The 14,941-nt window shown below is 65.2% G+C and carries 7 protein-coding genes and 1 riboswitch; of the genes, 4 read left to right on the forward strand and 3 right to left on the reverse strand.

Features of this window, described 5'->3' with window-relative positions:
* Positions 1–10 precede the first annotated feature (10 nt).
* From DCY11_RS06060 to DCY11_RS06070, 3 genes are all read right to left on the reverse strand, one after another.
* Entirely contained in the window at positions 11–1,453 is a 1,443-nt protein-coding gene (locus tag DCY11_RS06060; RefSeq protein WP_245409467.1) for a di-heme oxidoredictase family protein, read from the reverse strand.
* A 140-nt stretch (positions 1,454–1,593) separates the two neighbouring features.
* Positions 1,594–2,994, reverse strand: a complete 1,401-nt coding sequence (locus tag DCY11_RS06065) for a carbohydrate porin (RefSeq protein ID WP_159079842.1) — start codon at positions 2,992–2,994, stop codon at positions 1,594–1,596.
* Between the two features lie 100 nt (positions 2,995–3,094).
* Positions 3,095–3,306: riboswitch (cobalamin riboswitch) on the reverse strand.
* Positions 3,307–3,542: 236 nt separating this feature from the next.
* Positions 3,543–4,820 carry an imelysin family protein gene (locus DCY11_RS06070; protein WP_108681902.1) on the reverse strand — a complete coding sequence of 426 codons (1,278 nt, stop codon included), beginning with the start codon at positions 4,818–4,820 and terminating at the stop codon, positions 3,543–3,545.
* A gap of 269 nt (positions 4,821–5,089) precedes the next feature.
* Between DCY11_RS06070 and DCY11_RS06075 the strand changes: the two genes are divergently transcribed.
* From DCY11_RS06075 to miaB, 4 genes are all read left to right on the forward strand, one after another.
* Positions 5,090–6,019 carry a LysR substrate-binding domain-containing protein gene (locus tag DCY11_RS06075; RefSeq protein ID WP_108681904.1) on the forward strand — a complete coding sequence of 310 codons (930 nt, stop codon included), beginning with the start codon at positions 5,090–5,092 and terminating at the stop codon, positions 6,017–6,019.
* 159 nt (positions 6,020–6,178) lie between these two features.
* A complete protein-coding gene (locus DCY11_RS06080) occupies positions 6,179–11,395 on the forward strand; it encodes an alpha-2-macroglobulin (RefSeq protein ID WP_108681906.1) in 5,217 nt (1,738 codons plus the stop codon).
* A complete protein-coding gene (gene pbpC, locus DCY11_RS06085; RefSeq protein WP_108681908.1) occupies positions 11,395–13,485 on the forward strand; it encodes a penicillin-binding protein 1C in 2,091 nt (696 codons plus the stop codon). The genes DCY11_RS06080 and pbpC overlap by 1 nt, the downstream gene beginning before the upstream one ends.
* Positions 13,486–13,535: 50 nt before the next feature.
* Positions 13,536–14,915 (forward strand): tRNA (N6-isopentenyl adenosine(37)-C2)-methylthiotransferase MiaB, encoded by a 1,380-nt coding sequence (gene miaB, locus DCY11_RS06090; RefSeq protein WP_208430510.1) that lies wholly within the window; start codon positions 13,536–13,538, stop codon positions 14,913–14,915.
* The last annotated feature ends 26 nt before the right edge of the window (positions 14,916–14,941 follow it).

A 14,941-nucleotide genomic window follows, 5' to 3' on the forward strand; every position in this document is an offset into this window, starting at 1 on the left:
GTTGTCGCGACTAGAGCGAGTTCAAAAACGCCAGGAGGCGTTCCCGATCCTCCTTGTCCAGCGAGGCAAAACGGTCGCGGGCCGCTTGGCCCTCGCCGCCGTGCCACAGGATGGCCTCCGTGAGATTACGGGCCCTGCCGTCATGAAGGAACTGGGTGTGGCCGCTCACCGTCTCGGTCAGACCGATACCCCAGAGCGGCGGCGTACGCCATTCGCTCCCAGTTGCCTTGCCGTCCGGCCGATCGTCCGCCAGCCCCTCGCCCATGTCGTGGAGCAGCATGTCCGTGTACGGCCAGATGAGCTGGTTCGACAGGTGGGTCTGCTCAGGCATATCGCCGGTCGTGAAGTTGGGCTGGTGACATTGAGCGCAGCCGACCTTGTAGAAAAGCTCTTTGCCCTTCAGCACCTCGGGCGCATCCACGTTCCGGCGCGGCGGAACCGCCAGGTTCTGCGTGTAGAACGTCATCAGATCGAACAGCTCGTCGCCCACTTCCACGTTCTGGTACTTGGGCGAGTTGCCCGACGGCGCGTCGATGCACGACGTCTGCCTCTCGGTGCATTCGCCGGCGCCGCTCGGATGCAGCGTCGTCGAGATGCCGATGTCACCGGAAAACGCATCGGCGTTCTGTTCGACGATGGTCGGCACATTCGCCTTCCAGCCGAAACGGCCCAGCATCTCCTTGTCATGCAGCTTGGACCACATCCGGTTCGGACGGCCTGAAATACCGTCCCCGTTCGCATCGTCCGGGTCGGCGTTGGCCATGATTTGCTCTTCCGGAACCGCCTCGAGCAGTCCGAGCCCGATCATTGGCGGGGCGATGCGCGGGCCCACCATCACGTCCGGGCTGATGGGACCGTAGTTGAGTCCGGTCAGTTCGTAGTGCGGCGCGCGCAACGAGACTGTCTCGCCGTCCCCGAGCGAAACTTCTTTCTCCTCGTAGGACACTTTGACGGCGCCCTCGGCGTCGTGGCCCTGGATCGACATGTCCTGCAATTGCCCGCCGTAGACAGGCTCAGGCAGCACCGTCACCTTGCCGGAGGCGAGGAGAGCCTTCTCGTCATCGGTCTTGGGGGGCACGGAAAGACGGAACAGGAGCGAGGCCGTCGGTCCCGGCGTGTTCGAGGCGAGCGGAGGATGGCCGCGTCCGTCCTTGAGGTGGCAGTCCTGGCAGCCACGCACATTGAAGAGCGGCCCCAGGCCGTCCGAGGCATCGGTCGAGGCGGGCGCCGAAACCCAATGCCGCCGGAAAATGCTGTTCCCGATTTTGAAGTCGAGTTCCTTGCGGAACCCCATATTGCCGGATGATTGCGAGAACGCGTTGGCGGTGTCGGTCGCGGCACGGGATGTGGCGCCGCCGCCCGGCCGGTCTTCGCCCGGCTCGGCTTTCGTGAAATCGATCGCCGGCACCGGCACGTCGGGCGCGCCCGCTCCGCCGGCGGAGCGCGCGTACAATACGAGACCCGCCAGCAGAGGTACGCAGGCCCCAACAAGAAGGACACCGCCAAGCCATGCTTTCGCGTGACTTGACGGTGCTGTCGGGTCGACTGACTCTGAGAAGGCGTGAACCGTACTGTGTTCACGCGCCCACCTTTCTAGAACGCGAACGTGCTGCGAGCGCCAATGACCGTTGCATTGTCGGCTTCTACGCCGCCATCCGGGTTCATGATGTACTGGAAGTCCGGCTGCAACGTCCAGCCGTCGATGACCTCCATGGTGTAAGCGATCTCGATCAAGGCCTCGTAGCCCTCGCCGGCCGGATCGCCGTTGGTAACATTGAACGCCTGCGCCTGATCGGAAATGCTCGAATAGGCATAACCGATGGCCAGTGCGTCGTTCGGACGGCCCGGGATCATGCCCGTCATGGTCACACCCACGTCGAAGTAGAAATCGACATAGTTTCGATCGTCCGGCGCTCCGGCGAAGCGGGTGAAGAAGCCGAGGCCCTGCCCCTCTTCCGTACCCGGCGCGTGCCACAGAAGCTGATCCAAGATCACATAGAGAGCGTAATCGTTGTCCAGCGGCTTGCCGTCCTTGCCGGAGATCGCGATGGGGTTGCCGCCTACATCGGTATAGATGTGGTTGAAGTCCCCGAAGTGGTTCCAACCACCGATCTTGATCGAACCCGGCAGTTCACCGCCCGCCAGCGAATAGCTGTAGGCGCCTTCCGCCATCAAGAGCGTCCGATCGCGCAGACCGAAATCCAGTCCGTCGTTGTTGCACACTTGCGGATCGTCCGCGGCGCAGTCCGGAGCCGGATTACCGTTGTAGACACCGACCATCAGGCTGGTTTGCTCCGTCGGCGTGACGGCGACACGAACGCCGGGCGTGGCCAGCGGGTAGGCCGGACCGCCGCCGGGGTTGTTTTCGGCCGCGATCGGCGCCCACCCCCACGTGCCGTTGATGAAGTAGCCACCGCCTTCAGCGAAGAAGAACTCGGCGTCCGCCGCGAGCTGACCGACCTTGACCGACACCGTGTCGTTGAACAGGAACTGCTCGAACCAGATCTCGAACAGGCGCGTCGCGTCGTTCGCCTCGAAGCTGGTGACCGGCATCAGGGACCCGATATTGGAGCCCGTGATGGAGTTGCCGTGGATCTGGTAGCCATTGGCGTGGAAGCAAAGACCGTCCCACAGACCGAGCTTCTTCATGTCGGCGTTGACGTAGAGCTCGAGCACACCTTGATACTCGCCGCCCTCGTCGGTGCCGCCCCAATTGTAGAACGGCTCGGCGACATAGGCGCCGCCGATGTCGATGCCCGTGTTGTTCAGCGACCCGGTCATGCCGCCCTTCGCGCCGTCGATGAAGTCGAGCTTTCCGTTGGCCCCTGAGGCAAACCGATCGTACGGATCTTCCGGGATCTCGCAGGCGGCGTTGGCCGCGGCCGGTGCAAGGACGAGTGCGAGCGCACCGAACGCCGCAGCGCGCAGCCCCTTGCCGATTTGAAAGCCTGTAGGAACGCGCAACGCGCGTGGAGAATTCTGTGTGTCGGACATTCTTCCCTCCGAAGCCGAGTGACTAAAAAATCGCGTCAGCGCTTTCGGAGAATTCCGGCGGAAGATCCCGACAATGTGCGAACACCCCCGTTCGCCCATCAGCCCTGTCACGGTTGAAGGCAGGTCTCCTGGCTCACGGTTCATCGCTTTCTGCCCGACCTTCCCGGTTGCCCAGTGGTCACATTTGGCAGCGAGCTCACCGCTCACAGTTGCGGGGGCAGCCACGGCTTCGGCGCCATAGAGGCACACACCGTGTTCCCTTTTCATCCTCTCGGAACGAGTCTTCGAGGAACCTTCAACAGCCACAAGCTGTCCTCTGGCGCTCATACTGTCAATGGGTCGAGCACCCGACCCTCTGCGATCTTTTGTCATTCTTTCAGCCCCCCAACGGCTTCAGGTTCTATTCTGCTAATCGTCTTCGGCTGTTTTTCGCCGTTGATCCGACTCGGAATGCGTAAAATACAACATTCCGAGTCATCTTTTCTCAAGGTCGATTGTCGTCGCAGTAGCTGATTTCTCTTCAACTATTGCCGACCGTACTGTTTGGTCTATTCAGCTCCCACCTTCTCGGGCGCATCGAGACTGTCCGATCCCTCGAACTCGATGGCTTTCAGATCCAGCGTTGCCACGGCCCGCTCGATCGCCTTGGTCTGAACGAGCAGAGCGTCGACCACGTCCTGGACGACCTTGTTGCCCTCGTCGTTCCCCTCACCAATCATCTGGTCGTAGTTCTCGGTGGTCAGAGCACGCAGATAGAGCGTGTTCATCGCGTCCATGGTGGCATCGAGCGCGGCGATGACTTCGGCGTCTACTTTCGGATCCTTGGCCTTGACCACATCCGAGACACTCGGGCCCGAAACGACGGAGCCGTCGGCGCGGCGATAGCGGCCCGTGTAGACATTGTGGATGCCGAGCGCGTCGAAGAAGTGTGCGGCATGGGTGTTGTCGGAGAAGCAGTCATGCTCCTCTTCCGGGTCGTGCACCATCAGGCCGAGTTTGATGCGCTCGCCGGCCAGCTCGCCATAAGACAGGCTGCCGAGACCGGTCATGATGACGGTCAGGCCGCCTTCATCGCCCGCGTCCATGACGGCCTTGCGCGCATCGCCGCCTTCTTTCCACTGATCGGCCATCCACTGCAGATCGTCGATCAGGAGTTGGGTGACGGTGCTCAGGTACTCGGCGCGCCGTTGGCAATTGCCGTTGGAGCAGTTCTTCAGATCGTAGTCGGACGCGGGACGCTCGCCGGCGCCGGGCTCCGTGCCGTTCAGGTCTTGTCCCCAAAGTAGGAACTCGACCGCGTGATACCCCGTCGCCACGTTCGCCTCGACACCGCCCGCTTCCTGCAGCGTGTCGGCAAGCAGCGCTTTCGTGATCTTCGAGGTATCGATCTTCTTGCCGCCGAGCGACAGGGAGACGTTCTTGATCACGTCGGCCACGTAGAGTTCGTTCTCGGGCGACTCGTCACCATAGACCTCGGCGACGTAGTCGATCAGACCTTCGTCCAGCGGCCAGGCATTCACCTTGCCTTCCCAATCATCGACGATCGGATTGCCGAAACGGTAGGCCTCGGTCTGCATGTAGGAGGGGCGCGCGGCGATCCAGGCGGCGCGGGCGGCGCGCAGGTTCGACTCCGTCGGGCTCTCCAGGAACTCGTCGATCGCGAGCTGCATGGTCTTGGCAGTCTCAAGCGAATCTTCGTATCCGGCCTGCGCGATGTCGGCGTAATTCTTCAAAACGTCCTTAGGGCTATCGGCCAGCGCGGGCGAGACGTAACAGCCAAACGCCAGGACAGCCGCCGGCACCATCGTCTTTAGTCCTCGAAACATCGAACTCCCTCTCAAGTTGCTACGACTCGCCGGTCGTTTTCTATCTAAAATCACCAATTTCGATCGCTTTTGTCTATGACAAGGGCGAAAGATGCGACGGCCCAGCGGCCAGGGACCGTGGGCCGCCGCAAGGCTGAGATGAGGAAGCGTTTCGGCTCGGGCTGAAACACTTCAGACACTCGGGCTGGGCGGCCGAATGTCTTGCCAGAACCCTACGGGGGCCCTATCATGAATGAAGTGAACAGTTTTCATGATAATAGTTGAATGATATGCATCTTAAGGAAGTCGACGCCAATCTGCTCGTGACGCTCGATGCACTGCTGGTCGACGCCAGCGTCACACGTGCCGCCGAACGGCTCGGGCGCAGCGCCTCCGCCATCAGCCATGCCTTGGCTAAGTTGCGGGAATTGTTTGACGATGAGCTTTTCGTGCGCGCCGGGCAGAGGCTTGTTCCAACCGCCCGGGCTCAGGAACTAGCGCCGACGGTCCACGTGATCCTCGCGGGCATGGAGAGCCTGCTTCGTCCCAACAAGCCGTTCGACCCGTCGCTGACGATGCGCGCGTTTGCCGCAGCCTCCAGCGAGGCCGGCGAATTGATCCTCATCGAGCCACTGCGCAAGCGGTTGCAGGAGGGCGCGCCGAGCGTCCGGGTCGATTGGACGTCGTCCAATATGGAGTCGATTATCGACGAGTTGCGCAACGCGCGCTGCCACTTCGTCATCGACATCATGGGCGAGAGCGCCCAGGCGCCGGACGTACGCGCCGCCAAGCTTTTCGACGACGAACTCGCAACCCTGGCGCGGCCGGGGCACCCGTTCTCCAAGCGGCGCCCGAACGGCGAAGCCTTCGCCGGTGCGGAGCACGTGGCCGTTCACTCCCTCCCAGGGTTCCAAGGTCTCGCCGACCGGCTGGCGCAGGCGGGGCACGACATCCGGCGAACGTCGCAGGTCTCCTCCGCGCTTGTGGGCGTCATGGCCACGCTCAACAGCGATGCCCTGCTTACGCTCCCGGCCTCACTCGCAAGCTTGCTGGAACGGCAGTTCGGCCTCTCGCGGATCAAGCAACCCGTCGAGCCCGTGACGTTTCCCGTGCGCCTCCTGTGGCACACGAGCTACGACCGCGACGAGTGCCATCAATGGCTGCGCGGCGAGTTCTCGCTTCTAGCCCAAGAGCTCCTGGCTCAGGACGTGGCGGGCTAGCGTCAAATCATTGGCAATGGCCCGTCCGTCGGGCGTTTGCGGCGCGGTCACGTTGCGGCCGACCGGCCCACAACCGCTCAATTGTTTCCGTCATGATGCTCCGCTACCATGGCCTCCTCGCCCGCTCGCCGCCGAGGGCCGGGCGTCTGGAGGACACCCATGGTTGTGTGGTTTCGCACCGGCTTTGCCGCTGTGCTTTTCGCCTGCGTCTCCCTATCCGCTTTCGCCGCCGACAAGACCTATCAAGACGACGCGCTGGACGAAGCGGCCATCACGCTCAAAGTCGACCTCAAGAACGAGTCCGGCACCATCGAGCGGCCCGTGCCGATGCTGAAGGAGCAGGCCGCCGTGCAGCTGCGGAAGCAGTCTCTCGGGAACGCCGCCTTTATCTATGGGCAGATCGTTACCGCCGCGCCGAACGACTCCGAGGCTTGGCGGCGCCTTGCCGACATCTGGCTGGCCATCCCGCCGGACGAAGACGACGATGGCAGCGAGCGCTACCGCGAAGCCAGAACTGCCGCCTATATCGCCTACACACAGGCGAAGACACCGAAGGGCCAAGCCGCCGCACTCGGGTCTCTCGCCAACGCGTTCGCCAAGGGCAGCGAGTGGCGTCCGGCGCTGAACGCGCTGCGGCTTGCCACCACGCTCGACGACGATCCGGGCCTGGCGGCCACCTACGCTCAGCTTCGCGAGAAATACGGATTCCGGGTCGCCGATTTCAGCGTGGATTCCGACGCGACCTCACCCCGGGCATGTTTCCAGTTCACCGAGCCTCTGCTTGCGCGCGCGGACTACGCTCCATTCGTCGCCGTCGCCGGCGAGGACAAACCGGCCCTGTCGCTCGATGACAAGCAGCTTTGCGTGGAGGGCCTGAAGCACGGCGAGTCCTATAATGTGACCTTGCGTGCGGGGCTGCCCTCGTCCGTCCACGAGGATCTCATCAAGAACGCCCCGTTCACGATCTATGTGCGCGATCGCACGCCGTCGGTACGGCCCGTGGGCAAGGCGTACGTACTGCCCAGCACCGGGCAGCAGGGCATTCCGCTCCAGTCGGTCAATACCGGCGCACTCGACGTCACGCTGTATCGCATCGGCGACCGCAATCTGCTGGGGACCGTGCTCGGCTACGACTTTCAGCGCAATCTCTACGGTTACAGCCTCGAAAACATCGCGGATGAAAGCGGCGAGGAAGTTTGGAGCGGTTCGCTCAAGGTCAAGAAGGACCTGAACAAGGACGTGACGACGGCCTTCCCGATCAGCGAGGCCGTGCCCCACTTGGCGCCCGGCATCTATATCCTCGCCGCGCGGCCCTCCGACGTTCCGGGCGACGACTACGGCGAGCGCGCGACCCAATGGTTCGTTGTCTCGGACTACGGGCTGACGGCCTATTCCGGCTCGGACGGTATTCATGCCTTCGTCAACTCGCTCGCCACGACGGAGCCGATCTCCGGCATCGAACTGCGGCTGATCGCCCGCAACAACGAGGTTCTCGGCACAGCAACGACCGATGCGGACGGCGCAGTGACGTTCGCGCCGGGTCTCGCGCGCGGTAAGGGCGGCCTTGCGCCTGCGCTGCTGGTGACGGGCGCCACGGAAGGCGATTACGCCTTCCTCAACCTGAAGACACCGGGCTTTGATCTGACCGACCGGGGCGTGGCGGGGCGGGATGCGCCGAAGGGCCTCGACTCCTTCGTCTTCACCGAGCGTGGCGTCTACCGCACCGGCGAGACCGTGCACATCACGGCTCTGCTCCGGAACGCTGCGGGGATCGCCGTGCCGGACCTAAACGCGACACTCGTTGTCGACCGGCCGGACGGCATCGAGTATCGCCGCATAGTCGCGCAGGACGCAGGGGTCGGCGGCCTGTCCGTCGATCTGCCGCTCATCGCCGCCGCCCAGACCGGCACGTACCGGGTCAAGGTCTATTCGGATCCGAAGGCGGCGCCGATCGGCGAGACGAGCTTCCTCGTCGAAGACTATGTGCCAGAGCGGCTCGAATTCGACATCTCCACCGATGCGAAAAGCCTGTCGCAAGCTGCCCCCGCCAAGATCGCCCTCGACGGCCGCTTCCTGTACGGGGCGCCGGCATCGGGACTTCCGGTCGACGGCGAATTGAAGGTCACGGCCACCAGCGCCCGGCCCGGATACGACGGCTTTGTGTTCGGCACCAAGGACGCCGACAGCGGCGAGAATTTCACCGTCGAGACGCTGCCGCTCGCGGATCTCCCTGAAACGGACGCCAATGGCCAAGCTACGTTCGACGTGGCGCTCGGCGCCTTGCCCGCCGCATCGCGCCCGCTTCAAGCCAAGATCGTGGTGCGCCTCGCGGAGCCCGGCGGCCGCGCGGTCGAGCACGATCTGACGCTGCCGATCGAGCCGAAGGCGGACATGATCGGCGTGAAGCCTCTCTTTAAGGGCACGGCCCTGAGCGACAACGACATCGCCAAGTTCGACGTGGTGATGGTCGCGCCCGACGGCACGCAACTGGCGAGCAAAGGCCTGAAATGGCAGCTGCTGCGCATTGAGCGGAAGTACCAGTGGTACCGCCAATACGGCAGCTGGAACTACGAGCCCATCAAGGTCACGCGCCGTGTCGCGAACGGCGTGATCGACGCAGGCGCGGACGCGCCCGCATCGATCGAGATGCCTGCTTCCTGGGGCCGCTACCGGCTCGAGGTCGAAAGCCCCGACCCGCTCGGTCCCGTCACGACCTACGGCTTCGACTCCGGCTGGTACGCTGAGGCCAGCGCCGATACGCCCGACCGCCTCGAGATCGCGCTGGATAAGTCCGGCTATGCGGAAGGCGACACGATGAACGTCGCCGTGACCGCGCGCGCCGCCGGCACCGTCACGCTTTCTGTGATCGGCGACAGGCTCCTCACCCAGAGCACGGCCGATGTCGAACCCGGCCTCACGACGATCCCGCTCACCGTCGGTTCGGACTGGGGGACGGGCGCCTATGTGCTGGCGACGCTCCGCCGTCCGCTCGATGCGGCGGCCAAGCGCATGCCGGGCCGGGCCATCGGCACGCAATGGTTCAGCATCGACAAGGCGCAGAACACGATCGGCGTCGCGATGGACCTGCCCGATCTCATCCGCCCCAACTCGAAGCTGCTCGTGCCGGTTAAGCTCACGAACCTCGTGCCGGGCGAGCAGGCGCACATCGTCGTTTCGGCGGTCGACGTGGGCATCCTCAATCTCACCGGCTACGAGCCGCCGAACCCGGACGAATACTATCTCGGCCAACGCAAGCTTTCTTCCGAGGTCCGCGACCTCTACGGGCAGTTGATCGACGGCATGCAAGGAACGCGCGGCCAGATCAGGACCGGCGGCGATGGCGGCGCCGGAACGCTCCAGGGCAGCCCCCCGTCCGGGCCGCCGCTTGCGCTCTACTCGGGCATCGTCACTGTCGGCGACGACGGCACCGCGGAGATCGAATTCGACATTCCCGCCTTCACGGGAACGGCGCGGGTCATGGCCGTCGCCTGGAACAAGACCCAAGTTGGACACGGGTCGGGCGACGTGATCGTGCGCGACCCCGTGGTGGTGACGACCACGCTTCCGCGCTTCCTGCTCATGGGCGACCGCTCGACGCTGCGCCTTGACCTCGACAATGTCGAAGGCGCGAGCGGCGACTACACAATCGCGCTGGCCGCGACAGGTCCCATTGCGCTGCCCAAGACGGAGAGCGTGCTCGGCATTGACGCCAAGACGCGCAAGGCCGCGTCCTTCGAGCTTGCGGCACTCGGCGTCGGCGAAGGCAGCGTCGACATCACCGTGAGCGGCCCCGAGAGCTTCGAGGTCGCGCGGCGCTACACGATCGAGGTGCAACCGGCCACGCAGATCTTTGCGCGCCGTACGGTGACACCGCTTGCACCCGGCAAGAGCATCACGCTCTCCAATGATGTGTTCGCCAATCTCGTGCCGGGAACGGGCAGCCTCGCACTCTCCGTGACGCCGACCGCGGCGCTCGACGTCACCGGCCGGCTGGCGGCGCTCGACCGCTACCCGCTGGGGTGCACCGAGCAGATCGTGAGCCGCGCGCTCCCGCTCCTTTACTTGAGCGAGCTGGAGACGGAACAAACGCCAGACCCGGATACGGCCAAGCGCATCGATACCGCCATCGAGACCGTGCTGGCCCGTCAGGGCTACGAAGGCGGCTTCGGCCTGTGGTCGCCCGGCGGCGGCGATGCTTGGCTCGATGCCTATGTCGCCGACTTCCTGACGCGCGCGCGGGCCCAAGGCCACGCCATCCCCGACGAGCGCTTCAAGCTCGCGATCAACCGCTTGCGCAATTATGTGAGCACCGCGCCGGACGTCTCCAATGACGGCGGTCTAGCCCTGTCTTACGCGCTCTATGTGTTGGCGCGGAACGGGGCGGCGCCGGTGGGCGATCTGCGTTACGTGGCCGACGTGAAGATGAGCCAGCTGGGTTCGCCTGCGGCGCAGGCCGAAATCGGCGCGGCGCTCGCCATGCTCGGCGACCGCGTGCGTGCCGAGAAAGCGTTCCGCGTCGCCGCAAGTGCGCTTCCCGATGAGATCGTGACGACGAACGGCCGTGTCGACTTCGGATCGCGGCTGCGGGACGCGGCCACGGTGGTGACCCTCGCCGCCGAAGGCAAAGCGGCGGAGCCGATCCTCGTCAGTGCCACGAAAGAGATCGGCGTTGCCCGCAAGGCCGTGACCCGCACATCGACGCAGGAAGACGCCTGGCTCATCCTGGCCGCGCGCGCTCTCGGGAACCAGGGCGTCGAGCTCGACGTCGCATCGGGCGCGGCCGAGCCTATCCCGCAGAGCGGCCCGCTCTATCGGGACTACAGCGAAGAGGACCTCGGCATCAGTCCGGTCGCGGTGACCAATCGCGGCAGCGCGCCCGTCGACGTGGTGTTCTCTGTTTCCGGCGCACCGACATCGCCCGAGCCCGCAACCGACAGCGGCTTTGCGCTCGAGCGCACCTTCCACACGCTGGACGGCCAGGAGGTCGACATCGCCGAGGCCAAGCAGAACGAACGCTATGTGGTTCTGCTCTCCGTGACGGAAGCCAAGCCGCAATTCGCGCGGGTCGCCCTGACCGACCACGTGCCCGCGGGCTTCGAGATCGACAATCCGAAGCTGGTCTCGTCGGCGGACACGGGCGGACTGCCCTGGATCACCCATGCGGCACGTCCGGTGCACACGGCGTTCCGTGACGACCGCTTCGTGGCGGCGTTCGACCGCACCGCGAAGAGCCCGGTCGTCTACCGCGTCGCCTATATCGTGCGCGCCGTCTCGCCGGGCACTTATGTGCTGCCGCAGGCAAGTGTCGAAGATATGTATCAGCCCGACCGCTTCGGCCGGACGGCGACGGGCACGGTGAAGGTAACGGCGCGCTGATGGGGACTCCGCAGAGACGCAACTGGCGCCGCCGCCTCGCTTACGCGGCGGTCGGCGCGTTGTGGTGCACCGCCATCGTCGCGGGCGCGCTTGTCGGCCTTGCCGACACGTTCGGGCCGCCGCCGCTCGGCAAGAACCTCACCTATTCCAAGACCGTGCTCGGCAGCGACGGCGACCTGTTGCGCGCTTATCTCGCGCCCGACGGCCGCTGGCGTCTCCCTGCTTCACGAACGGATGTGGACCCGCGCTTCCTGGATGCGCTTCTCGCCTATGAGGACAAACGCTTCTACGACCATCACGGCGTCGATCCGCTTTCCATGACGCGCGCTTTCTTCCAGTTCGCGACGCGTGGAGAGATCGTCTCCGGCGGGTCGACGATCACGATGCAGGTCGCCCGCCTCTTGGAGCCGCGGCGCAAGCGCTCGCTCTATGCGAAGTACCGCCAGATGGTGCGGGCGCTGCAACTCGAGCAGGCCTACAGCAAGAACGAGATCCTCGCGCTCTATCTCACGCTCGCGCCCTATGGCGGCAACCTCGAAGGAATTCGCGCCGCGTCGTTCGCCTATTTCGGGAAGGAACCGCGGCGCCTGACGCTCGGCGAGACGGCGCTGCTGGTCGCTTTACCGCAATCGCCGGAATATCGCCGCCCCGATCGCCACCCGGATCACGCGCGCGCCGCCCGGAATCGCGTTCTCGATCGCATCTCGGACAGCGGCATCTTCAGCCCTGCGGAACTGGAAGCCGCGAAAGCCGAGCCGGTGCCGGACGCGCGCCGGCCCATGCCGCTCGGCGCGCCCCACGCCGCGGACGACGCCAAGGCCGCGTCCTCCGGGCAATCGATCATACGGCTGACGATCCGCGCACGGCTGCAACGGCGCCTGGAGCGGCTGGCCCGCGACCGCGCCATCGCTCTTGGCGATGCCATGTCCGTGGCCATCGTGGTCGTTGAGAACGACACGGGCCGCGTCCTCGCCCGTGTCGGCACACCCGACTATTTCGATCTCGACCGCGCCGGTCAGGTGGACCTCACCCGCGCGGTGCGCTCGCCGGGCTCCACGCTGAAGCCCTTCATCTATGGGCTCGGTTTCGAGGATGGCCTGATCCATCCGGAGTCGCTGATCGAGGACCGGCCCATTCGATTTGGCGACTACGCGCCGGAGAATTTCGACCAGACCTTCCAGGGCACCGTCACGGTGCGCCGGGCGCTGCAACAGTCCCTCAACGTGCCGGCAGTGTCGCTGCTCGATGCGGTCGGCCCCAGCCGCCTTCTGGCGCGTCTCGACGAGGCGGGCGCGCGGCTGAAACTGCCTGAGCACGAAACGGCCGGACTTGCTTTGGGCCTCGGCGGTATCGGCATTCGGCTTGTCGATCTTACCGCGCTCTATGCGGGCCTGGCGCGTCAGGGGACGGTCCTGCCGCTCTACGAACGGGAGGCAGAGCCGCGCTGGCCTGAACGGCGGCTGATGGAGCCGGTGGCGGCCTGGTATGTGGGCGACGTCTTGCGCGACGCCCCGCCGCCGCCGAACGCGCTCGGCGGACGAATCGCCTTCAAGACGGGCACGAGCTACGGCTATCGCGACGCTTGGGCCGTCGGCTTCGACGGGCGCTACACGGTCGGGGTCTGGACGGGACGTCCCGACGGGGCCCCGGTGCCCGGTCTTTTGGGGCGCACCGCGGCGGCGCCGATCCTGTTCGACGTGTTCGCGCGTCTCATCAAGCAGCCGCGTCCGTTGCGCCCCGCGCCCAATGGGGTCCTGCTTGCCCGCACCGCGCACTTGCCGCCGCCGCTCCGGCGCTTCGGCGCGAACACACTTGCCGGCACGACGCGCGCACCGGACGTGCGCATCCTGTTCCCACCGGACGGCGCCTCATTGGCGCTCGAGGCCGACGGCGACGCCATCGATCCCGTCGCCATCAAGTTCACCGGCGGCACGGCCCCGCTGAACATCCTGGTGGACGGGCTGCCGCTGCAATCGGCGCGTGGCGCCGGCACCGTGTTCTTCTCACCCCAAGGCCCAGGCTTCGTGCGGCTAACCGTGACCGACGCGCTCGGCGCGGCCGACAGCGTGCTCGTGCGCCTGCAGCAATAGGGCTCGCGCGCGCCTCTTGACGAATGTCAGGGGCTTGCTCACAACAGCGCATGACCCAGAGCCGCAAAAAGCTCCATATCAAGACCTTCGGCTGCCAGATGAATGCGTACGATTCAGAGCGCATGGCCGAAGCGCTGGCGCCTGCCGGTTACGACGTGACCGAGGCCATGGACGATGCGGATCTCGTGATCCTCAACACGTGCCATATCCGTGAGAAGGCCGCCGAGAAGGTTTACTCGGAACTCGGCCGCGTGCGGGTCAACAAGGAAGCGCGCAAAGGCCAAGGGCGCAACACCATGGTCGCCGTGGCCGGATGCGTGGCGCAGGCCGAAGGCGAGGAGATCATCGCCCGCGCGTCCGTGGTCGATATCGTGGTCGGACCGCAAAGCCTGCACAGGCTCGCCGACCTCGTGGCCAAGGCCGAGACCGGCGAACGCTCGGTCGAGACCGAATTCCCGGCCGACGACAAATTCACCGCGCTTCCCACACGTGCCGGCGGCAAACGCCAGGTTTCCGCTTTCGTGACGGTGCAGGAGGGCTGCGACAAGTTCTGTACGTTCTGCGTCGTGCCCTATACGCGCGGCGCCGAATACTCGCGGCCCGTGACGGACATCGTCGCCGAGGTGGAACGGCTCGCCGCCGCCGGGGTGCGCGAGGTGACGCTGCTCGGCCAGAACGTCAACGCCTATCACGGCGACGGCGAGGACGGTTCGGCTTGGTCCCTGGCGCGACTGCTGCGGCGGCTCGCGGAGATCCCGGACATCGCCCGCATGCGCTTCACCACCAGCCATCCGCGCGACATGGACGAGGACCTCATCGCCCTGTTCGGGGACGAAGAGAAGCTGATGCCGTATCTGCACCTGCCCTATCAGGCGGGATCGGACCGGATCCTGGCGGCCATGAACCGCAAACATACGGCCGAGGAGTACGAGCGCCTCATCGAGCGCATCCGGGCCGCGCGGCCCGACCTTGCCCTGTCAACGGACATCATCGTCGGCTTTCCCGGCGAAACGGATGAAGACTTCCAGGCCACGCTCGACGTGGCCAAGCGCGTGGGCTTCGCCCAAGCCTTTTCGTTCAAATACAGCGCCCGTCCGGGCACGCCCGGCGCCTCGCTCGAGGGACAAGTTCCGGACATGGTTAAGAAGGAACGGCTCGCCATCCTCCAGGCGCAGATCGAAGAAAGCCGCCGCGCCTTCGACCGTGCGACAGTCGGCCGCCGGATTCCGGTGCTCTTCGAGGGCAAGGGCAGGAAACCCGGACAGATCGCCGGGCGTTCTCCTTACCTTCAGGCCGTGTATGTGGACGGTCCGGAACGGTTGATAGGTCGCATCGCCAAGGTTGACATCTCGGCCGCGGGGCCGAACAGTCTTACCGGTGTCATGAACGCGGGATTTGAATGGCGCGAGCCGATTCGAACAGCCGTTTGAGCTGCAAGGCAGTTTTCGGAAAGCAC

It is taken from the genome of Methyloceanibacter sp. wino2 (assembly GCF_003071365.1).
Lineage (GTDB): Bacteria > Pseudomonadota > Alphaproteobacteria > Rhizobiales > Methyloligellaceae > Methyloceanibacter.